The following is a 21,655-nucleotide window of genomic DNA, read 5'->3' as shown; positions in this document are numbered from 1 at the left end:
TACCAACCGGCGTCCGCGCGCAGCTGGCGCGGACGCCGGACAAATTCAAGTGACGATGACAGATCCGATTTCCATACAGTGCCTGTGTGGCGCCGTGCATATTGAATTGGGCGGCGAGCCAGCCGCGCGGGCGAACTGCCATTGCGGCTCATGCCGCGATTTCTACGGAACGCCGATGCTGTCGGCGACGGCGTGGCCCGAAGCGTCCGTCCGTATGACGAAGGGCGAAGCCGCCATCTTCGCACACCCGAGCAAACAATTGTCGCGCGCATTTTGCGCCGGCTGCGGTGAAACCCTGTTCGGCACAAATCGTCTGGATATGCGGGTGGTGCCCAACGGCCTGGTGGCGCGCGCCGCAGGCGGCGCGCTGCCGGTTGACCTGAGTCCGACCATGCATCTCTTCTACCGCCATCGCGTCATCGATGTCGCCGACGCGCTGACCAAGTATCTGGACGGCTGGGACGGCCCGGAGTTCTCACTCGATTAGTCTGGTTTGACCAAGCAGCTCGATTATGAACAGGCAGCCGTGACCGAGCTCGCTTTCGACCGTGAGTGAGCCGCCATTCGCTTCGACGCTACGTCGCGCAATCGACAATCCGAGCCCCAGGCCGCTCTTGTTGGCCCCGCTCTGCGTGAATGGCAAGAACATGTCGCGCGCAGCATCCGGACTAAGCCCTGGTCCGCTGTCTTTAACTTTGAGTCGTATGCGGTCTGCGCTGGCGTCGGCGCTAAGCGTGACGATGCCGTCCCTGCCGCTGAATTTGAACGCGTTTTGCAGCAGGTTTCCGAGCGCGGAGAAAAGCAGGTCTTTGTCCGCATCGACCATCAGCTTGGAAGAAATCTCTTCGACACGCAGGCTGCACTTCAACAGTTTAGCTTCCAACGAAGCCGCGTACTTAACTTCTCCAATCACGGCGTCGGCTATTCCGTTGTCCAGGCAACGATTGAGCGTCCGGAACTCGTCGATGGTGAAGGTTTCATTCAGGTCAATCGAAAGGTCGGACACGGCCTGGCAAAGGTCGCCGTAGTCATGCACCACCTCATTGATCGAATATCCCAGCGTCAAGAGATCGGCACCGTGGATAGCGGCCGACACACCGACCTCGGCGTGGCGCTCGGGATCGCCGGACGCGAGACCCGAGATAGTCTGGGCGTCGCATGCCTCGCCTTGGTCTTCGGCTTTGAGCGTGCGAATAAGCTGATCAAGGAACATGGGGATGCCATGTTCCAACTGCAGCTGGTTCGGAAGTCTATCGAGGCGGCCGGAAACCTTGTCGCGGCAGCGTCGCTCAAGTTCAGTCCGGTTTGATACCAAGAAATCATGCATCATGTCTATTCTCGCAGGTGAACCTATGCCCAAACGAAGGCACCCGCGCGGAGCGCCGCTGCGGGCGGGGTGGGCGCCAAGAGCTAGACGCAAGACCCAGTGTTGCGCATTATGATCTAGGGCGTCTGTGTGTTTCCGAACATTGTTTGCCGCACGATTTTTTGTCCGGAGCAGTGTTTGTCTACGCCTCCTGATGGGGTTGAACACTATGACCGCCATCCGCCCAGCCAAATCCGGCCACCTGATTTTCATGATGGCCCTCTACCTGCTGGTCGGCTGCGAAACCAGCGATATGCAGAATCGCCCGGCGTTTTTCGTGTGCTCCGATTCAGATCAACCTGGATGCGCCTTCGCTGGTGCTGGTGGCGGATGACAATGGCGAATCGCGCGATGTCCTGCCTATCCCGACCGTCAGCCTGCCGGGCGGGCCCGATCTGAAGGTCAATACCGCAATTGCTTTGTCGCCGCCCATGCAGGCTGCATCAGCGGTGAAGCGCCTGCAGCAGCGCAAGAACGCCTTCGTGCGGGTCGATCAATGTCCGCGCCGCGAGGATAACAAGCGCACCGACTGTGACGCGTTGAGATTCACTTCGCGACCTGTTCGGCGCGTGGCGCGTAGTTGTCGAAGCCGTAGCTGCCGTAGATGCGCTTGACCGAGCCGTCGCGGTACATGGCGCGCAGCAGGGTGTTGAGACGGGCCACCTCGTTGGCGTCCATGCCTTTGTTACAGGCCAGGTACATGTCGTAGTGGGCGAACGTCAGCACCGCTTCCATTCCTGTGATGCCCATTTCATCCATGATGTAGAGGCCGGGCAGGCGTCCCTCCGACCACAATTGAATGCGCTGCATCTTCAGCTTGGGCGCGTTGGTGCGGTTGTAGGGGACCATGTTGAGGTTCAGCTGGTTCGCGCGCAGCAGCGGCACCATCGCATCGCCGATGATGGTGCCGACGGTGTAGGGTCTGGCGTCCTCCAGGCTGTTGAGATGGATATGGTCTTCGGCGCGCGCGTACATCACCCATTCGTTGCGGCCCACCGGGCCTACCCAGGCGAAGCTGGTCTCGCGTTCCGGCGTGCGCGCCATCGAGAACAGGCAGCTGTTGGCGTTTTTGGTGGTCAGCGCCATGGCCCGCGCCCACGGCATCAAGGCTGGCGCGGTGACGGACAATTCGGCTCGCCGCATCAGCTCCAGGATGATGTCGGTGGACAGTCCGGTGGCAGCGCCGGTCTTCTTGTCGGCCCAATTGAAGGGTGGGTATTCTTCGGTGTAAAGCGTGATGGTGTCGGTCGCCCGCGCAGATGCACACGCGACGAATAGCAGCGCTGCGTGCAGGTAGAGCAGCGTATTGCGACCAGCCATGCCGCTTCCTTTCTTTGAAGTAGAGACTTCTTCGGAGATTACTCGCTTTCCTGGGGGCGGTCGAGAATTACCGGGGGCGCCAGTGGGGGCCGAGGGCGGGGGGGGGCTGGGTATCTTAAATCGCAACTTGGTCTAAATCCGTCCAATCAGGGCCGGTTGAGGCTAAATTGGTCTAGAACTCCCCCTTCAGAGTCTAAAGCAATCCATGAAATCCAGGGCAAAGTCTAATTTGGTCCCGACCTTCAAGCCGAAAGTCTAGAACGAACCATATTTCCTTTCAGAGGTCCAATTTTTAGACCTAATTTGAAAGGAGCCAATCATGGCGAATCCTTGACTCCGTCCTTATTCGCCAATCGTCATGCAACGGGGCGAAATGCTTGGCGCTTTGTTTGGCTGCGCTTTCCCGGCGCCTCCTCTCATCCCGGCTGAAAAAAAAGCCGCTCAACGAGCGGCTTTGGCTTGATTACTCTTCGCGGCGCAAGTGCGGGAACAGCAGCACGTCGCGGATGTTCGGCGAGTCGGTGATGATCATCATCAGGCGATCGATGCCGATGCCGCAACCGCCGGCTGGCGGCATGCCGTATTCCAGCGCGCGGATGTAGTCGGCGTCGTAGAACATTGCCTCTTCATCGCCTGCGTCCTTGGCCGCCACCTGCGACAGGAAGCGGGCCGACTGGTCTTCCGCATCGTTCAACTCGGAGAAGCCGTTGGCGATCTCGCGGCCGACCATGAACAGCTCGAAGCGCTCGGTGATGCCTTCGCGGGTGTCCGAAGCGCGGGCCAGCGGCGACACTTCGACCGGATAGTCGATGATGTAGGTCGGTTCCCACAGCTGCGCTTCGGCGGTTTCCTCGAACAGCGCCAGTTGCAGCGCGCCCAGGCCGGCGGTGGCGAACGGCTTGACGCCGAACTTCAGCAGTTCCGTCTTGATGAACTCAGCGTCGTTCAGCTGCTCCGGCGTGTAGCCTGGCGCGTACTTGTTGATCGCGTCGACGATGGTCAAGCGGTGGAATGGCTTGGCCAGATCCAGCTCGCGGCCGCCGTAGGTCAGCGTCGCGGTGCCGTGCGCGTCGATCGCGGCCTGGCGGATGATCGCTTCGGTGAAGTCCATCAGCCAGTGGTAATCGGTGTAGGCCGCGTAGAATTCCATCATCGTGAATTCGGGATTGTGACGGACCGACACGCCTTCGTTGCGGAAGTTGCGGTTGATCTCGAACACGCGATCGAAGCCGCCGACCACCAGGCGCTTCAGGTACAGCTCTGGCGCGATACGCAGGAACATCTGCATGTCCAGCGCGTTGTGGTGGGTGATGAAAGGCTTGGCCGCGGCGCCGCCAGGGATGGCGTGCAGCATCGGCGTTTCCACTTCCATGAACTCGTTCTTTTCCATGAAGCGGCGCATCGACGAAATCGCCGCGGTACGCGCCTTGAAGGTGCGGCGCGTCTCTTCGTTCATGATCAGGTCCACGTAGCGCTGGCGGTACTTGGTCTCCTGGTCGGCCAGGCCGTGGAATTTGTCCGGCAGCGGGCGCAGCGACTTGGTGATCAGGCGCAGTTCCGACACCTTGATCGTCAGTTCGTCGGTCTTGGTCTTGAACAGCGTGCCAACCACGCCCAGGATGTCGCCCAGGTCGTAGTGGTGCAGCGCGGCCATCGCGGCTTCGCCGGTCAGGTCCAGCGTGGCGTAGATCTGGATGCGGCCATCGGCCTTCGGGCCCGACGCATCCTGCAGCGTGGCGAAAGCGGCCTTCTTGCCGGCTTCGCGCTTGAGCATCATGCGGCCGGCCAGCACCACGGTCACGGGAGCGGCTTCCAGCTCTTCACGCGACTTCTCGCCGTACTGCATGTGCAGGTCGGCGGCTTTGTGTTGCGGCTTGAAGTCGTTCGGGAAGGCGATGCCTTGCTCGCGGATGGCGGCCAGCTTGGCGCGGCGCTCGGCGATGATCTTGTTTTCGTCGGGCGCTGCTGCTTGTTCTTGAAGATCCGTAGTCATGGTCTGTTCTTTTGTTGAGGTGATGATTAATTAATTGCGGCGGCGAAGAGCTCGTCGACATCGAGCTCGCTGAAGTCGCGCACGACCGCGATGACGTTGTCGAATTCGGCGAACGCTTCGGCCGGCAGGGTGGTGGTCAGCACCACCGCGCGCATGCCGGCGCGGCGTGCCGCTTCCACGCCCAGCGGCGCGTCTTCGAACACGATGCTGTTGACGGGCAGGGCGCCGCTGCGCTCGGCCGCCAGCAGGAACACGTCCGGCGCCGGCTTGCCGCGGGCGACGTCGGCGGCGCCGGCGATGGCGTCGAACTGCTTGCGCAGATCCAGGCCGTCCAGCGTGAAATCGATGTTTTCGTTCGGCGCGGCGGTGGCCACGGCCAGCTTGACGCCCGCGCTTTTGGCGCGGGCGATGAAGGCCTCGAAACCGGCCACGGTCGCCAGGTGCGGTGCGTACAGCTCGCGGTACAGCGACTCTTTCTCGAAATCGAGCGCGGCGCTTTCTTCCTTGCTCATCTGCTGGCCAAGATAGGTGCTCATGATTTCATGGCCCTGGCGGCCGGCCGTGGCGCGGAAGAATTCCTCCGCGTCGAGGTCGTGGCCGCGACGGGCGAAGAAGGCCAGCCACGATTTGGTGTGGAAGGCCATGTTGTCGACGATGGTGCCGTCCATGTCGAAGATGAACGCGCGCTGCGAATTCGAGGAGCTCATCAGACGCCTTGCTTCAGCGATGCCGAGATGAAGTCGTCCAGGTCGCCGTCCAGCACGCCCTTGGTGTTGCCGGTCTCGAAGTTGGTGCGCAAGTCCTTGATGCGGGACTGGTCCAGCACATAGGAGCGGATCTGGTGGCCCCAGCCAACGTCGGTCTTGGAGTCTTCCAGCTTCTGCTGCTCGCTCATGCGCTTGCGCAGTTCCATCTCGTACAGCTTCGCCTTCAGCATTTCCATCGCCTCGGCCTTGTTGCGGTGCTGCGAGCGGTCGTTCTGGCACTGGACCACGATGCCGGACGGGCCGTGCGTCAGACGCACCGCGGAGTCGGTTTTGTTGATGTGCTGACCACCGGCGCCGGACGCGCGGTAGGTATCGATGCGCAGGTCGGCAGGGTTGATCTCGATGTCGATCGAGTCATCCACTTCCGGGTACACGAACAGCGACGTGAACGAGGTGTGGCGGCCGTTGGCCGAGTCGAACGGCGACTTGCGCACCAGGCGGTGCACGCCGGTCTCGGTGCGCAGGTAGCCGTAAGCGTAGTCGCCTTCGACCTTGATGGTGGCGGTCTTGATGCCGGCCACCTCGCCGTCGGATTGTTCCATGACTTCGACCTTGAAGCCTTTGCGTTCGGCGTAGCGCACGTACTGGCGCAGCAGCATCGACGCCCAGTCCTGGGCCTCGGTGCCGCCGGCGCCGGCCTGGATGTCGACGAAGCAGTTGTTCGGGTCCATCGGATTGTTGAACATCCGGCGGAACTCCATGCCTTCGATGACCAGGCGCACGTTCTCGGCATCGACGATCAGCGCTTCGAGCGTGTCGTCGTCGCCTTCCTCCCTGGCCATGGCGAACAGGTCGCTCATGTCTTTGAGGTCGGTGTCGGCCTTGGTCAGCGCGAAGACGATGGCTTCGAGCGATTTCTTTTCCTTGCCGAGATCCTGGGCCTTTTTCGGGTCGTTCCAGACCGTCGGGTCTTCCAGTTCTTCGTTTACTTGTTCGAGTTTCTCTGACTTTTTATCGAAGTCAAAGATACCTCCGTAGTTCGGCTTCGCGCGAGGTCATATCGGCGAGCAGGGCGGAGAGGGCGTTGATGCGTTCGGCTTCCATGTTTTCTTCTTTTCTAAGGCTGAAATCAAACCTACGATTATACCCTAGCCGGGGCGCTCCCTCCCAGCTAAATAGCCGGCGCCGCCCCGGCGGCGGCCCGGGCAGGCGGGGACCGCGTTCCGATTGAAACGGAAAGCTGACATTTATGCCACAAAAAGCATAAAATGCGCCGTCTCCACCTTAAGTTGCTTGATGCAAGGAAATCCGCTGCGTATGATGTCGCGCATAGCTCCGTTGCCTAAAAATCGCAACCTCAAATATAGTTCATTCATGCGCCCAGCAGTTTGCCGCCTCACCATCGCGTTGCCCTCCTTGTTGCTCGGCTGTGCCGGTCTGCCGCAGGGTACCCCGACGCCCGTGGGCGCCGAGGCCACGCTGGCGCTGCTGGAAACCACCGACCTGCACGCGACGGTGCTCAGCTACGACTACTACAAGCTGAAGGCCGATCCGTCGATCGGCTTCGAGCGCACCGCGACGCTGATCAAGCAGGCCCGCGCCGAATTTCCCAACAACCTGCTGCTCGACAACGGCGACGCCATCCAGGGTACGGCGCTGGCCGACTACCAGGCGCTGGTCGCGCCGGTGGCTTGCGGCGACGCGCTGGCCATCTACAAGGCCATGAACTTGTTGGGCGTGGACGGCGGCGGCATCGGCAATCACGAATTCAATTACGGTCTGGCCTACCTGAACCAGGTCACCGCCAGCCATTTCGACGTGGACGGCGTGCCTGCCGACGCGCCGCGCTGCGCCGGGCCCAACTTCCCCATCGTGCTGGCGAATATCTACAGCGCCCGGACCAAACAGCCCTTGTTCGAGCCATACCGCATCCTCACGCGCCGGATCGGCGCCACCGGACCGGATGGCAAGCCGGTGACGGCGACGATCAAGGTCGGCATCATCGGCTTCGCGCCGACGGTGGTCATGTCCTGGGACCAGCACTGGCTGGAAGGTAAAGTCTACGCCGAAGGCGTGCGCGAAACGGCGCAGAAGTACATTCCGCAGATGCGCGCGCAGGGCGCGGACCTGGTGGTGGCAATCTCGCACGGCGGCCTCGATGGCGCGCCGTACTCGCCGGAGATGGAAAACGCCAACTACTACCTGGCGCAAGTGCCGGGCGTGGACGCGATGATGATCGGCCATTCGCACCAGCCGTTCCCGGATGCGGCCGGCAAGGCGCCGGAATTCGGCCTGCCAAACGTGGACAAGGCCAGGGGCACGGTCCATGGCGTGCCCGCCGTGATGGCCAACCTGTGGGGCAAGCACCTCGGTGTGATCGGCCTGCGCCTGAAGTACGACGGCAAGGCCTGGGTGGTGGACCAGAGCCGCACCACGGTCGAATTACGCGCGACCCGGAACGCCGACGGCAGCTACATCGCCGCCGATCCGGCCGTCGCGCCGCTGGTGGCGGCCGAGCACGAGGCCACCATCCGCTACGTGAAAACACCGGTCGGCACCAGCGACTTCCGCATGACGACCTATTTCGCCGACATCGGCGACATCAGCGCCATCGAGGTGGTGAACCAGGCGCAGACCGCCTACGTGCAGAACTACGTCAAGGCCAACCTGCCGCGGTACGCGGCGTTGCCGGTGCTGTCGATGGCGTCGCCGTTCAAGGCCGGCGCTGCCGGCGCCGGCGACTACACCGACGTCAAGGCCGGCGGCCTGGCGCTGAACAACGTGGCCGATCTGTACCTGTACCCGAACGCGCTGCACGTGGTGAAGGTGGACGGCGCCGGCCTGAAAGCCTGGCTGGAAAAAGCGGCGGAACGTTTCAACCGCATCGATCCGGCCAGCAGCGCGCAGCAGGAACTGGTCAACACCGCCACGCCCGGATTCAACTTCGATATGCTGAGCAGTGCGGACGTCAGCTACCAGATCGACGTCACCAAGCCGCTCGGCCAGCGCATCGCGGCCTTGCAGTACAAGGGCGCGGCCGTGGCGCCGACGCAGGAATTCCTGGTCGCGACCAATAACTACCGCGCCAGCGGTGGCGGCGCTTTCCCTGGGCTGGACGGCAGCAAGACCATCCTGGCCTCGCCGGACGCCAGCCGAGATGTGCTGATCGCCTACATCCAGCAGCGCAAGAACGTCACCCGCGCCGGCAACGGCTCGAGCCGCAGCTGGCGTTTCGCACCGGTGGCTACCAGGGGCGCGGTGGTGTTTCGCTCCGCCCCCAACATGGTGGAACTGGCGAAGGAGGCGGGCTTGAAGGCAGTTTCGCAAATTAAAGCGGACGATGGCGGCGGCAAGGGCCTGGCCCTGTATGCCATCGATTTGTCGTTATGAGTGGAGGGCGCATGAAGCAAGTGCTGGTGGTGAGATTGATGACGATGTTGCTGGCTGCGGGCGCGGCAGGCTTGGTCGCGGCCGGGCCGGTTGACGAAGCGCGCCAGTACCTGCGCGGTGGCGCCGGAGTGGCTGCCAACCTGCCGAAGGCATTTTCGATCTTCAGCACCGCCGCCAAGGCTGGCGATCCGCTGGCCGCCTACTATCTGGGCATGATGTACCGGAACGGCATGGCCGTCGCGCGCGACACCAAGGCCGCGGCGCACTGGTTGCAGTTCGCGGCGGGGCGCCAGATGCCGGCCGCGATGTTCGCGCTGGCGAACCTGTACCTGAGCGGCGACGGCGTCAAGCGCGATGAGCAGGCCGCGCGCCGCCTGATAGAAAAGGCGGCCGACCTGGAGTATCCTGAAGCGGTGATGGCGATGGCCATCGGCCTGCGCGACGGCTCCATGGGCTTCGACCGTAACGAAGCGCTGTCCGAGACGCAGATGCGCTTCGCCAATCGCGCGCTGGCGCAGCGCACCTCCGGCATGTGAAGTCGGCAAACGCCGGTCAACGCCGGCTAAATTCCCGCCCAATTCTTACAGCCAGCTTACACGCGGCGCCCCCTTGGGGCCTTGCTGCGACGCCGCACATCTATCTGTTGCTGCTGTCGATCTACTAACCTACAATGCTCCATCGATGGTGCAGCTATCCAGCCGAGTTTCGCACGTAAGCAGCTACTATAAAAACGTTGTAAACAGGAGATGACAGATGAATTTCAAGTTGAAAATGCTGGTCGCAGGCATGGCACTCGGTTTCTCGGCTTCCTCGATGGCGGCTGAACCCATCAAGATCGGCGTGGCCGGTCCTTTCACCGGCGGTTCCGCGCCGATGGGCGTGTCGATGCGCGACGGCGTCAAGCTGGCCGTGGCGGAGATCAACGCCAAGGGCGGCCTGCTGGGCCGTCAGATCCAGCTGATCGAACGCGACGACGAAGCCAAGAACGAACGCGGCGTGCAGATCGCCCAGGAACTGATCAACAAGGAAAAAGTCACCGCCACCGTCGGCTACATCAACACCGGCGTGGCACTGGCCTCGCAGCGCTTCTACCAGGAAGCCAAGATCCCGGTCATGAACAACGTCGCCACCGGCTCCATCGTCACCAAGCAGTTCGCCGACCAGCCGGAGAACTACATCTTCCGCAACTCGGCCAACGATACGATCCAGTCGCACATGATCGTGCAGGAAGCGATCGATACGCGCAAGTTCAAGAAGGTCGCCATTCTGGCCGATTCCACCAACTACGGCCAGCTCGGTCGCGAGGACCTGGAAAAAGCGCTGGATAAAAAAGGCGTCAAGGCCGTCGCCATCGAAAAATACAATCTGAAGGACGTCGACATGACGGCCCAGCTGCTCAAGGCCAAGCAGGCCGGCGCCGACGTGGTGCTGACCTACGGTATCGGCCCGGAGCTGGCGCAGATCGCCAACGGCATGGAAAAACTGGGCTGGAAAGTACCGCTGATCGGCAGCTGGACGCTGTCGATGGCGAACTTCATCGACAACGCCGGCAAGAACGGCAACGGCACCCGCATGCCGCAGACCTTCATCCAGGAGCCGTCCACGCCCAAGCGCAAAGCCTTCATCGACGCTTACGTGAAGGCCTACCATCCGCCTGGCGACCGCATGCCGTCGCCGGTGTCGGCAGCGCAGGGCTACGATTCGATCTACCTGCTGGCGGCCGCCATCAAGCAGGCCGGTTCCACCGAAGGTCCGAAGGTCAAGGCCGCGCTGGAAAGCCTGAACGAGAAGGTTGAAGGCGTCGTCACCACCTACAGCAAGCCGTTCAGCAAAGACAACCACGAAGCGATCACCGCCGACATCACGGTCTTCGGTGAAGTCAAGGACGGCAAAGTATTGCCGGTCAAGTAAGCTCGCGCCGCATTGGTACCGGCCAGTCTTGAGGATTCAAGCCTGGCCTTTTTCTTGTCGTCCTACAGTGGTGGTCATCATGGAAATCTTCCTGCAACTGGCATTCAGCGGCATCGCGCTCGGCATGATCTACGCCGTCATCGCCTTCGGCTATCAGCTCACCTTCGCCACCTCCGGCACGCTTAACTTCGGCCAGGGGGAGTCGCTGATGCTGGGCGCACTGGTCGGGCTTAGCCTGGTTGGCACCATCCACGGCGGGCCTTACATGAGCTACCTGCTGATGATCCCGCTGGTGATCGTGTTCGGCGCGCTGCAAGGCATGTTCGTCGAATGGATAGGCGTGCGGCCGGCGATCAAGATCAAGTCGGAATTCGGCTGGATCATGTCGACCATCGCGCTGGCCATCATCTTCAAGAACGTGGCCGAGAATATCTGGGGCAAGGACGACCTGACCTTCCCGTCGCCGCTGAGCTCCGCGCCAATCCAGGTGCTGGGCGCGAACGTGCAACCGATGCAGGTGGCGGTGATCGTCGGCGCGCTGGCGATCATGGCGGCGGTGGAGATCTTCAACCGCAAATCGATCTACGGCAAGGCCGTGGTGGCCACCGCCAACGACCGCGACGCGGCCGGCCTGATGGGCATTAACACCCGCATGGTGATCACCTTCTCGTATGCGCTGTCGTCGGCCACGGCGGCCTTCGCCGGCGTGCTGGTGGCGCCGCTGACGCTGACCGGCGCCACCATGGGCGCCTCGCTCGGCCTGAAGGCGTTCGCGGTGGCCATCATCGGCGGCTTGACCTCCGGCGTCGGCGCCATCGTCGGTGGCCTGATACTGGGCATCGCCGAGACCACCACCGGCTACTACATCTCGACCGGCTACAAGGAAGTACCGGGATTGCTGCTGCTCCTGCTGGTACTGGCGATCAAGCCGTCCGGCCTGTTCGGCAAAGCCGCCATCAAAAAGGTCTGATCCATGAATAAGAAACTCCTCGCGGCGAGCGTGTTGGGCCTGGCGGTGCTGGTGCTGTATCCGGTGCTGATCCCGAATCCGTACTACATCCATCTGTTCGAAACGATTTTGATCTACGCGATCCTGCTGTTCGGGCTGGACATCGTGGTCGGCTATACCGGTCAGGTATCGCTGGGCCACGCGGGCCTGTTCGGCATCGGCTCCTACGCCACCGGCGTGATGGTGTTCAAGCTGGGCGCACCGTTCTGGATCGCGATCCCGGCCAGCGTGGCCGGCGCCGCGGTGTTCGGCGCCATCCTCGCGCTGCCGGCCCTGCGCGTCACCGGCCCGTACCTGGCGATGGTGACGCTGGCCTTCGGCACCATCATCCAGATCCTGATCAACGAGATGACCTTCCTCACCGAAGGCCCGATGGGCATCAAGATCGGCAAGCCCACCATCATCGGCCAGAAGCTCGGCGAAGTCGGCTACTACTACATGGTGGCGGCGCTGATGGTGGTGTCGCTGATCGTCGTGCACCGGATATTGAAATCGAACCTGGGCCGCGCCTTCGAGGCGCTGCGCGACAGCCCGATCGCCTCCGATTGCATGGGCGTTTCGGTGTATCGCTACAAGGTCTACGCCTTCATCATCAGCGCCGGCTTTGCCGGCCTGGCCGGCAGCCTGTATGCGTATTCGGAAGAGTACATCTCGCCCAACACCTACAACTTCGAGCTGACCATCCTGTTCCTGCTGGCGGTGATCATGGGCGGCCGCAAGACCCGTTCCGGCGCGCTGATCGGCGCGATGATCGTGGTGATGCTGCCTAGCCTGTTGGCCGATATTGAGCTGTTCCGCCAGATCGCCACCGCCGCCGCGGTGTTGGGTGTGATCGGTTCGGCCTACATGCTGGCGAAAAAACGCTCGACGCCGCGCGACGTGCTGGTGCCGCTGGTTGCCACCATCGGCATGGCGGCGTTCTCGTACAAGCTGGAAAACATCGTCGACTGGCGCCTGACGGTGTTCGGCCTGATGACGCTGTTCGTGGTCTACTATCTGCAGGACGGCATCGTTGGTTTCCTGTTCAGCCTGGTCGGCAAAGGCGCCGTGCATGCGAAGGCGGTGGCGGCCAGCGGCGTTGAACCGTTCTCGCGGGCCAAGGGGGGCAATGCCGGCGACACGCTGCTCAGCGTCGACCAGATCCTGATGCAGTTCGGCGGCCTGAAAGCCCTCAACCAGGTGGACCTGAACGTGCTGCAGGGCTCCGTGCACGGCCTGATCGGCCCCAACGGCTCGGGCAAGAGCACCATGATGAATGTGCTGACCGGGATCTACAAGCCGACCGCCGGCAAGGTGTCGTTCAGCGGCGCGGTGATCTCCGGCCGCACGCCGTCCGAGATCGCGCTGGGCGGCGTGGCGCGCACCTTCCAGAACGTGCAGCTGTTCGGCGAGATGACGGCGACCGAGAACGTGCTGGTTGGCCTGCACAACACCTTCGCATCCAACGTGCTGGATGTGATGCTGCAAACGCCGCGCTACAAGCGCGAGGAAAGCGCCGCGCGCGAGCGCGCCGCCAGCATCCTGGAGTTTGTCGGCCTGTCGGACATGGCCGACGAGGAAGCGCGCAATCTGCCGTACGGCAAACAGCGCCTGCTGGAGATCGGGCGCGCGCTGGGCCTCAGTCCGCGCCTGCTGCTGCTCGACGAACCGGCGGCCGGCCTGACCGCGCCCGACATCAAGGAGCTGATGGCGATCATCCGCAAGATCCGCGACCACGGCATCACCATCATCCTGATCGAGCACCATATGGACGTGGTGATGTCCTTGTCCGACACGGTGACGGTGCTGGACTTCGGCCAGAAGATCGCCGAAGGCAAACCGGCCGCGGTGCAGAGCGATCCCAAGGTGATCGAAGCCTACCTGGGCGGCAGCGGCGAAGAACACGGTGGCACCAAAGCGCCTGCGGCGCATTAACGAGGACAGCACATGCTATCGATTACCAATCTGCACGCGTCGTACGGCAAAGTCGAAGTCCTGCACGGCATCTCGCTGGAGGTCCCGAAGGGCAAGTTGGTCACGCTGATCGGCTCCAACGGCGCCGGCAAGACCACCACCATGCGCGCCATCTCCGGCATGATCAAGCCCAAGGAAGGCAAGGTCACGCTGGGCGGCAAGGACATCACCGGCGCCGATTCGCACATGATCGCGCGCGCCGGCCTGGCGCATTCGCCGGAAGGGCGGCGCGTGTTCGCCTCGATGACGGTCACGGACAACCTGCTGCTGGGCGCCTTCCCGCGCTTCACGCGCGCACGGCCCAAGGGCGACATCAAGCACGACCTGGAAAAGGCGCTGGAACTGTTCCCGCGCCTGAAGGAACGCCAGCACCAGCTGGCCGGCACGCTGTCCGGCGGCGAGCAGCAGATGCTGGCGATGGCGCGCGCCGTCATGCTCAACCCGGAAGTGATCCTGCTCGACGAGCCGTCGATGGGCCTGGCGCCCATCCTGGTGGAAGAGGTATTCCGCATCATCCAGCGCCTGAAATCCGAAGGCGTGACGATGCTGCTGGTGGAGCAGTTCGCCGCCGCCGCGCTCAACGTGGCCGATTATGGCTACGTGCTGGAAAATGGCACGATCTCGGTGCACGGCCCGGCCGAGAGCCTGAAGACCGACCCGAAAGTGATCGCCGCCTACCTCGGCGGGCAAGGGCACTAAGCAACTATCAGAATAAAAGTTATATATTTTAAAATAAATTAATTGCCACATAGAAACTCAATAGATATAATTTGCAACTATTGAGTTTCTGTAAGGCAATAAATGCAACAAAAAAGCAGTCGGTTGCGCGGCGCGGTACTGCTGTGCAGCCTGGTCCACCACGGCGCGCACGGCCAGAGCCAGGCCGAGATCGCGGCGCAACAAATCCAGCGTCAGCAACAAAAGGAGCGGGCACAGAACGAGCAGGCCGAGGAGCAGCGGCCCGCCGTGCGGCTGCCGCGCGAGCCGGTCCAGGCCGCGGCCGGCTATCCTCTGAACGAGACCCCGTGTTTCCCGATCCGCCACATTGCCCTGCAGGGCGACCAGGCGGCGCGGTTCGCCTGGGCGCTGGACGCGGCCGCCGATGCCGCCGGCCGGTGCCTGGGCAGCAGCGGCGTGAACGCCGTGATCGGCAAGGTGCAGAACGCGCTGATCGCGGCCGGCTACGTCACCACTCGCGTGCTGGCCGCGCCGCAGGACCTGCGCGGCGGCGAGCTGCAACTGGTGCTGGTGCCGGGCCGCATCCGCGCGATCCGTTACGCCGCGCCGGCGGCCGGCGCCAGCAACGATCGCGCCTCCTGGCGCACCGCGCTGCCGGCCCGGCCCGGCGACCTGCTCAGCCTGCGCGACATCGAGCAGGGGCTGGAAAACCTCAAGCGCGTGCCGACCGCCGAGGCCGATATCGAAATCGTGCCCGGCGAGCAACCCGGCGAAAGCGACCTGCTGATCAAATGGCGCCAGGCGCTGCCGGTGCGCCTGAGCCTGTCCGCCGACGACAGCGGCAGCGACTCCACCGGCAAATACCAGGGCGGCGCCACGCTGTCGCTGGACAATCTGCTGGGCTGGCAGGAGCTGGCCTATGTCAGCGTCACCCGCGACCTGTCCGGCGCCGGCTCGGGCCGCGACCACGGCACCCGCAACTACGCGCTGCACTATTCGATGCCGGCCGGGTATTGGCTGTTCTCGCTCAACGCCAGCCGCTACCGCTACTACCAGGGCATCGCCGGCGCCAACCAGACCTATGTGTACAGCGGCACCAGCGGCAACCTGGAGTTCAAGGCCGCGCGCGTGCTGTACCGTGACGCCACCCGCAAGACCAGCGCCTCGCTGCGCCTGTACCGCCGCCGCAGCAACAACTTCATCGACGATACCGAAGTGCAGGTGCAGCGCCGCCAGATGGGCGGCCACGAGCTGGGCCTGTCGCACAAGGAATTCCTCGGCGACGCCACGCTGGACGCCAACCTGCTCTACAAGCGCGGTTCCCATCTGTTCGGCACCTTGCCGGCGCCCGAGGAGCCGTTCGGCGACGGCACCGCGCGGCCCACCATCGTCAATGCCGACGCCACGCTGACGTTGCCGTTCGCGCTGCGTTCGGCCAGGCTGCAATACCAGGCCAACTGGCGCGCGCAATGGAACCGCTCGACGCTGATCCCGCAGGACCGCTTCGCCATCGGCGGGCGCTACACGGTGCGCGGATTCGACGGCGAGGCCAGCCTGTCGGCCGAGCGCGGCTGGCTGCTGCGGAATGACCTCGGCTGGTCGGTCAACGAGCGAACCCAGTTGTACCTGGGCCTGGACTATGGCCAGGTCGCGGGCCCGCACGCCGCCGCGCTGGCAGGCACCAGCCTGGCCGGCGGCGCGCTCGGCTGGCGCGGCCAGTTCGGCGGCGCCCAGATCGATCTCTTCATCGGGCGGCCGATCCGCAAGCCCGAGCATTTCCGTACCGCCCCCAATGCCGGCGGTTTCAACGTCAACTATCAGTATTAAATTTTTTTGCCGGCCTCAACCCCGCCGGCGGAAGGACCCCAATGAACAAGCTCTGCTACCGTATCGTCTTCAACCAAGCCCGAGGCCTCTGCATGGCCGTACAGGAAACCGCCCGCAGCAGCGGCAAGGGCGCGGGGCAGGCGGGCCCGGCGGGGACTGCGGCGGTGGGCGGCCGGCAAGGCGGCATGGCGACGCGCTTGCGCAGCCTGGCCCGCGCGCTGCTCGGTGCGTTTGGCGGGACGGCCTTGCTGGCCGGACTGGCCTCGGCGCAGATCATTGCCGATCCGAACGCGGCAGGGCGCCAGCAGGCCACGGTGCTCAACGCGGCCAACGGCGTATTGCAGGTCAACGTGCAGACGCCGAGCGCGGCGGGCGTGTCGCGCAACGTCTACAGCCGCTTCGATGTGCCCAAGACGGGCGCCGTGCTGAACAACTCGCGCACCGCCGTGCAGAGCCAACTGGGCGGCTGGATCGACGCCAATCCGTGGATGGAGCGAGGCAGTGCGCGGGTGATCCTGAACGAAGTGAACTCCAACGATCCGAGCCAGTTGCGCGGCTATATCGAGGTGGCCGGATCGCGCGCGGAAATGGTGATCGCCAATCCGGCCGGCATCGTGGTCGACGGCGCCGGATTCATCAACGTCAGCCGCGCCACGCTGACCACCGGCAAGCCCTTGCTGGACGACACCGATGGCGCGCTGCGCGGCTACGCGGTGCGGGGCGGCATGATCAGCATCGGCGGCGCGGGCCTGGACGCGCGGCAGACCGACTACACGGCCCTGATCGCGCGCTCGGTGCAGCTGAACGCCGGCTTGTGGGCGCAACAGCTGGAGGTGACGACCGGCGTCAACGACGTCGCCCTGACCGCCGGCGGCGCGGCGACCCCGGCGGTGGCCGGCGGGGAGGCGCCCCGTTACGGCATCGATGTCTCGCAGCTGGGCGGCATGTATGCCAACAAGATCACGCTGGTCGGCACTGAGGCCGGCGTCGGCGTGCGCAATGCCGGCGCGCTGGGCGCGGCGGCGGGCGAGCTGGTCGTCACCACCGAGGGCAGGCTGGAAAATACCGGCAGCCTGGCGGCCAGCCTGGCTTTGTCGGCCACGGCGCGGGATGGCGTGGCCAACAACGGCGCCATCTCCGCTGGCGGCGCGCTGGCGCTGAACACGCCGGCGGGGGTGGCGAACAGCGGCACCATCAGCGGCGCGGCCGGCCTGCAGTTGGCGGCCGCCAGCCTGGGCAACAGCAATCTGATCAGCAGCGCCGGCCGCGCGGTGCTGGCGGTGCAGGGGGATGTCGAGAACGGCCACGGCGTGATCCAGGCGCAAAGCCTGGCGCTGAGCAGCACCGGCGGCGGCATCAATAACCAGTCGGGCAAGATACTGCAGAGTGGAGCGGTGGCGCTGGATGTGGTGGCGGCCAGCCTGCATAATGTGGGCGGCGGGCAGGTCGGCGCTGCGCCGGCCGCCGCAGGCGCGGATGGCACGGACAACGGCGGCATCAGCAACGGTGGTGCGGGCGCCGGCACGGGTACGGGCACGGGCGGCGACAGCGGCGCAGGCAGCGGCAACGCAGGCGGCACCGGGAGTGGCGCCGGCACCGATGGCGGCGGCGCCAACACCGGCACCACGCCGCCCGTGCCCGTCGCGCCGGGCTTCGTCCATGTGGCCGGCGCGATCAACAACGATGGCGGCCAGATCCTCTCCGGCAGCGGCATCGCGCTGACGGCCAGCGCGCTCGACAACATAGCCAGCCAGATGAACCTGTCGTCGCTGACGGTCCGTGGCGGTGCGCTCAACAACCGCGCCGGGCAACTGAACGTGCAGCGCGGCGCCAGCATCCGCGGCACCACCCTCGACAATCATGCGGGCCAACTGGTCATCGGCGGCAACGCCGAGCTCCAGGTCCAGGGCGTGGACAATGGCAGCGGCTTGTTGACGGCAGGCGGCGACCTGGCACTGAGCAGCGGCGCCATCGTCAACCGCGACGGCAAGCTGGTCTCAAGCGCGCGCGCAAGCATCGTCGCCACTGGCGCGGTGGACAACCACAACGGCCAGATCCAGGCCGTGCGCGGCCTGGCGCTCGACGCCGGCGGAAAACTGGACAACCAGTCCGGCGCCATCGAAGCCATCGGTGCTACCGGCGCCCTGCATGTGCGCGCCGGCGAGATCGACAGCACCCAAGGCCGCATCGTCAATGCCGGCAACGGCGCCAGCGACATCGGCGCCGCCGGCAATCTGCTGAACACCGGCGTCATCGGCGCGAACGGCGCGTTGACGGTTGCCGCGCAGACCATGCAGAACCAAAGCGGCGGCACCGTCCGGGCAGCAGGCAGTCTGGTGCTGGCCGTCAGCAAACAACTGGACAACCTGGGCGGCATCACCAGCGGCGCCGCGCTCGATTTCAACGAAGGCGCCGCGACGTTGAACAATGGCGGCCAGATGGCGGCCGGCGGCGACATCCACATCGCCGTGCTGCATGCTGGCAATGACGGTGGCCAGATCGGCACCGCAGCCGCTTCCGGCGCCAGCCTGGCGCTCAGCGCGGCCGATATCAGCAATCGCGGCGGCAGCCTGTTGGCCGACCGCGACCTCGGCATCACCGCCTCGAAAGGCGACCTGGACAACAGTAAAGGCTTGATCCACGGCCAGCGCGATGCCACCATCAATGCCGCGCAAACCTTGCTCAACCAGGGCGGCGTGATCGAAACGGTCGGCGCCGGCAGCAAACTCAGCCTTGACACCGGCGCCATCCAGAACCAGAGCGGCCGCATCGTCAACGCCGGTGGCGGCGACAGCTTGGTCGTCGCCGCCGGCGCCATCGTCAGCGACGGACTGATCGGCGGCAACGGCAAGCTCGCGATGACGGCCGCCACCGTGAGCAACGGCGGCACACTGTCCAGTGGCGGGGGATTCAACCTGGCCGTCAGCCAGCAGCTCGACAACGCCGGCCTGATCAGCAGCGCCGGCGCGCTGACCCTGGGCAACGCCAAGGCCGACATGCGCAACACCGGCCAGATGGTCGCGGCGGGCGACATCAATGTGCAGGCGCACAAGGTCGCCAATGCCGGCCAGATCGCCACATCGGCCGGTTCCGGCAGCGGCATCATCCTGCACGGCACGGCGTTGGATAACCGTGGTGGCGGCATCGTCGCCGGCGGCGCCGTCGATATCCAGCTGGACGGTGCGCTCAACAACAGCAGCGGCACCGTGCAGGCCGGCCGGGACCTGACCATCGCCGCCACGGACACGTTGAACAACAGCGCCGGCGTTATCGAGGCGATGGGCAGTGCCAGCCGCATGCAACTCAATGCCGGATCCATCGTCAATGCCGGCGGCCGCATCGCCAACGTTGGTAGCGGCGATACCGGCATCACGGCGGAAGCTGATCTCCAGAATACCGGCCTGATCGCAGGCAATGGCGACGTCAAGGTAAGGGCTGATACCGTGCACAACGGCCAGGGCGGCGCGCTCACGTCGGGCAAGGACATGACGCTGGCGGTGGAGCAACTGCTGCGGAATGACGGCACGATCCAGAGCGGCGCCTCGCTGGTGTTCAGCAAGACCACAGGCGACGTCGGCAACAGCGGTTCCATCATCGCCAACGGCGGCTTGCTCATCAAGGCAGGCAAGCTGGTCAATGATAGCGGCCAGATCGCCACCACCCTTGCGAGCGGCGGCGATATCGACATCGAAAGCCAGCAGCTGGGCAACCACAACGGCCGCATTCTTGCCGCCGGCAGCGCCGATCTCCAGGTTGGCGGCGCGGTGGACAACCGGTTCGGCGTGATCCAGGGCGGGCGGAATTTGACGCTGAGCGCCGGCGGCGCGTTCAACAACGGTAACGGCGCCGCCGAGGCGCTGGGCACCGAGGGCCGGTTGTCGGTGCAAGCCAACGGCATCGACAACACCGATGGCAGCATCGTCGGCGCGGGCCGCAACGGCGCCAGCATCGGCAGCGCCAGCTACGTCTTGAACGGCGGCCGCATCGCCGCCAGCGACAAGCTGGACTTGAGCGCGCTATCGGTCAGCAACAGCGCTGGCGCCAGCATGCTGGCGGGCGCGGGCCTCGGCCTGTCGGTGCGCGACCTGTTGGACAACCACGGCACGGTCAGCAGCAACGGACTGATGAACTTCGGCTTGACCACGGCCGTGGTCAACAACGATGCGTGGATCGTTTCCAACGGCGGCATCAATCTGGCCGCAGGCGTGTTGAACAACGATAAAGGACTGATTTCGACGGTCAGGCAGTCGCAGTCGGACCTCGACATTACCGCCGGCAGCGCCAGTAACCAGGGCGGCGCCATCGTAGCCGACCGCAACGCCACGCTGACCGTCGACGGCGCGCTGAACAATACTTTAGGCAGCATCCAGGCCGGCAAGGATTTGCAGGCCACGGCCGGCGCCGCGCTGAACAACACCCACGGCGTGATGGAAGCGGTCGGCGCGGCCAGCGCGGTGAAAGTGCTGGCCGCTTCCATCGATAACACGGACGGCCGCATCGTCAACGTCGGCACCGGCGCCAGCGGCGTAGTCGCGCAGGGCGTGATACTGAACGGTGGCCAGATCGCCGGCAATGGCGATCTGGCAGTAGCGGCGAGGACCTTGCAGAACAACGCCAGCGCCACCATCACCGCAGGCAAGAACCTGGCGCTGGGCGTAACCCAGCAGCTGGATAACCTGGGCGCCATCAGCAGCATCGGCAAGCTGGACTTTACACAGACCACGGTCGCGGTGCGTAACGGCGGCAGTATCGTCGCCGGCAGCACGGCGACGGTCAAGGCCGGCGTTTTCAACAATGACGGCGGCCAACTGGCCACGGTGCGCGGCTCCGGTTCCAACATCGCGCTCCACGCGCAGAGCCTGAGCAACCGCGGCGGCGTGATCCAGTCCGACCGCAATGTGACGGTGGGCGTTGCCTACGCGGCGGACAATACGCACGGTTCCATCCAGGCCAGGCGGGATCTGCAATTCGCGGCGGGCGCGGTCCTGAACAACAACAGCGGCGTCATGGAGGCGATCGGCGCCACCAGCGCATTGCGCGTGCAGGCTGCTTCCATCGATAACACGGCAGGCCGCATCGTCAACGTCGGCAGCGCGGCGGCGATTGTCTCGGCGCAAGGGGCCATCATCAACAGCGGCCTGATCGCCGGCAATGGCAGCCTGGACCTGGCGGCTGGCAGCCTGCAGAACCAGACCGCAGGCGCGGTGTCGTCCGGTCTGGCGCTGGACTTGGCCGTTACGCAGCAATTGGACAACCAGGGCACGATCGCCAGCGGCGGCACGCTCGAGTTCAGCAAGACCACGGCCGTGGTCAACAACAGTGGCCAGATCGTCTCGGCCGGACAGGCGAGCATCGCCGCCGGCAGCCTGAACAACGATGGCGGCCAGATCGCCACGCTGAAGGACAGCGGCGCCAGCATCGTCATCGCCAGCCAGAGCATGAGCAACCAGGGCGGCAGCGTGCTGGCCAGTGGCGACGCCACGCTGACGGTCGCCGGCGCC

The 21,655-nt window shown here is 64.5% G+C and carries 15 protein-coding genes; 10 read left to right on the top strand and 5 right to left on the bottom strand.

Features of this window, described 5'->3' with window-relative positions:
* Positions 1-55: 55 nt before the first annotated feature.
* Complete coding sequence (locus AC1RMD_RS28680; protein WP_492931831.1) at positions 56-487, top strand: GFA family protein; 432 nt, start codon at positions 56-58, stop codon at positions 485-487.
* On the opposite strand, the gene AC1RMD_RS28675 is transcribed toward AC1RMD_RS28680, so the two are convergent.
* On the bottom strand, positions 476-1,330 hold the full coding sequence (locus AC1RMD_RS28675; RefSeq protein WP_492931829.1) for a sensor histidine kinase: 855 nt from the start codon (positions 1,328-1,330) through the stop codon (positions 476-478). The two genes, AC1RMD_RS28680 and AC1RMD_RS28675, sit on opposite strands and share 12 nt — an antisense overlap.
* A gap of 205 nt (positions 1,331-1,535) precedes the next feature.
* On the opposite strand from AC1RMD_RS28675, the gene AC1RMD_RS28670 reads away from it, so the two are divergent.
* A complete protein-coding gene (locus AC1RMD_RS28670; RefSeq protein WP_492931827.1) occupies positions 1,536-1,700 on the top strand; it encodes a hypothetical protein in 165 nt (54 codons plus the stop codon).
* Positions 1,701-1,912: 212 nt separating this feature from the next.
* Here the strand turns inward: AC1RMD_RS28670 and AC1RMD_RS28665 are convergent, their stop codons facing one another.
* The 4 genes from AC1RMD_RS28665 to prfB form a co-directional block, all read right to left on the bottom strand.
* Positions 1,913-2,686, bottom strand: coding sequence for a substrate-binding periplasmic protein (locus tag AC1RMD_RS28665; RefSeq protein ID WP_492931825.1), 774 nt, complete (start codon positions 2,684-2,686; stop codon positions 1,913-1,915).
* Positions 2,687-3,149: 463 nt separating this feature from the next.
* Positions 3,150-4,679, bottom strand: coding sequence for a lysine--tRNA ligase (gene lysS / locus AC1RMD_RS28660; RefSeq protein WP_492931823.1), 1,530 nt, complete (start codon positions 4,677-4,679; stop codon positions 3,150-3,152).
* 26 nt (positions 4,680-4,705) lie between these two features.
* Positions 4,706-5,386 carry an HAD family hydrolase gene (locus AC1RMD_RS28655; protein ID WP_492931821.1) on the bottom strand — a complete coding sequence of 227 codons (681 nt, stop codon included), beginning with the start codon at positions 5,384-5,386 and terminating at the stop codon, positions 4,706-4,708.
* Positions 5,386-6,490 (bottom strand): peptide chain release factor 2 gene (gene prfB / locus AC1RMD_RS28650; RefSeq protein WP_492931819.1). Its coding sequence is split into 2 segments (ribosomal slippage): positions 5,386-6,408 and positions 6,410-6,490, totalling 1,104 coding nucleotides; the frame shifts between segments, so codons are not numbered across the junction. Before prfB ends, AC1RMD_RS28655 begins: the two co-directional genes overlap by 1 nt.
* 270 nt (positions 6,491-6,760) lie before the next feature.
* Between prfB and AC1RMD_RS28645 the strand changes: the two genes are divergently transcribed.
* From AC1RMD_RS28645 to AC1RMD_RS28610, 8 genes are all read left to right on the top strand, one after another.
* Complete coding sequence (locus AC1RMD_RS28645) at positions 6,761-8,776, top strand: bifunctional 2',3'-cyclic-nucleotide 2'-phosphodiesterase/3'-nucleotidase (RefSeq protein WP_492931817.1); 2,016 nt, start codon at positions 6,761-6,763, stop codon at positions 8,774-8,776.
* 11 nt (positions 8,777-8,787) lie between these two features.
* On the top strand, positions 8,788-9,312 hold the full coding sequence (locus AC1RMD_RS28640; protein ID WP_492931815.1) for a tetratricopeptide repeat protein: 525 nt from the start codon (positions 8,788-8,790) through the stop codon (positions 9,310-9,312).
* Between the two features lie 217 nt (positions 9,313-9,529).
* On the top strand, positions 9,530-10,687 hold the full coding sequence (locus AC1RMD_RS28635; protein ID WP_492931813.1) for an ABC transporter substrate-binding protein: 1,158 nt from the start codon (positions 9,530-9,532) through the stop codon (positions 10,685-10,687).
* A 79-nt stretch (positions 10,688-10,766) separates the two neighbouring features.
* Entirely contained in the window at positions 10,767-11,657 is an 891-nt protein-coding gene (locus AC1RMD_RS28630; RefSeq protein WP_492931811.1) for a branched-chain amino acid ABC transporter permease, read from the top strand.
* 3 nt (positions 11,658-11,660) lie between these two features.
* Entirely contained in the window at positions 11,661-13,610 is a 1,950-nt protein-coding gene (locus AC1RMD_RS28625) for a branched-chain amino acid ABC transporter ATP-binding protein/permease (RefSeq protein ID WP_492931809.1), read from the top strand.
* A gap of 12 nt (positions 13,611-13,622) precedes the next feature.
* On the top strand, positions 13,623-14,348 hold the full coding sequence (locus tag AC1RMD_RS28620; protein WP_492931807.1) for an ABC transporter ATP-binding protein: 726 nt from the start codon (positions 13,623-13,625) through the stop codon (positions 14,346-14,348).
* A gap of 102 nt (positions 14,349-14,450) precedes the next feature.
* A complete protein-coding gene (locus tag AC1RMD_RS28615) occupies positions 14,451-16,154 on the top strand; it encodes a ShlB/FhaC/HecB family hemolysin secretion/activation protein (protein WP_492931805.1) in 1,704 nt (567 codons plus the stop codon).
* A gap of 41 nt (positions 16,155-16,195) precedes the next feature.
* A partial coding sequence (locus AC1RMD_RS28610; protein WP_492931803.1) for a two-partner secretion domain-containing protein occupies positions 16,196-21,655 on the top strand: 5,460 nt, incomplete at its 3' end.

The organism is Duganella sp. GW822-FHT06D06 (genome assembly GCF_058799615.1).
The sequence above is the reverse complement of the archived record's forward strand: the minus strand, read 5'-3'. Positions and strand labels throughout refer to the sequence as shown.

Excerpts from the sequence above, each read along its gene's own strand:
- AC1RMD_RS28680 (WP_492931831.1), top strand. The coding sequence starts at position 56 with ATGACAGATCCGATTTCCATACAGTGCCTGTGTGGCGCCGTGCATATT.
- AC1RMD_RS28675 (WP_492931829.1), bottom strand. The coding sequence starts at position 1,330 with ATGATGCATGATTTCTTGGTATCAAACCGGACTGAACTTGAGCGACGC.
- AC1RMD_RS28670 (WP_492931827.1), top strand. The coding sequence starts at position 1,536 with ATGACCGCCATCCGCCCAGCCAAATCCGGCCACCTGATTTTCATGATG.
- AC1RMD_RS28665 (WP_492931825.1), bottom strand. The coding sequence starts at position 2,686 with ATGGCTGGTCGCAATACGCTGCTCTACCTGCACGCAGCGCTGCTATTC.
- lysS (WP_492931823.1), bottom strand. The coding sequence starts at position 4,679 with ATGACTACGGATCTTCAAGAACAAGCAGCAGCGCCCGACGAAAACAAG.
- AC1RMD_RS28655 (WP_492931821.1), bottom strand. The coding sequence starts at position 5,386 with ATGAGCTCCTCGAATTCGCAGCGCGCGTTCATCTTCGACATGGACGGC.
- AC1RMD_RS28645 (WP_492931817.1), top strand. The coding sequence starts at position 6,761 with ATGCGCCCAGCAGTTTGCCGCCTCACCATCGCGTTGCCCTCCTTGTTG.
- AC1RMD_RS28640 (WP_492931815.1), top strand. The coding sequence starts at position 8,788 with ATGAAGCAAGTGCTGGTGGTGAGATTGATGACGATGTTGCTGGCTGCG.
- AC1RMD_RS28635 (WP_492931813.1), top strand. The coding sequence starts at position 9,530 with ATGAATTTCAAGTTGAAAATGCTGGTCGCAGGCATGGCACTCGGTTTC.
- AC1RMD_RS28630 (WP_492931811.1), top strand. The coding sequence starts at position 10,767 with ATGGAAATCTTCCTGCAACTGGCATTCAGCGGCATCGCGCTCGGCATG.
- AC1RMD_RS28625 (WP_492931809.1), top strand. The coding sequence starts at position 11,661 with ATGAATAAGAAACTCCTCGCGGCGAGCGTGTTGGGCCTGGCGGTGCTG.
- AC1RMD_RS28620 (WP_492931807.1), top strand. The coding sequence starts at position 13,623 with ATGCTATCGATTACCAATCTGCACGCGTCGTACGGCAAAGTCGAAGTC.
- AC1RMD_RS28615 (WP_492931805.1), top strand. The coding sequence starts at position 14,451 with ATGCAACAAAAAAGCAGTCGGTTGCGCGGCGCGGTACTGCTGTGCAGC.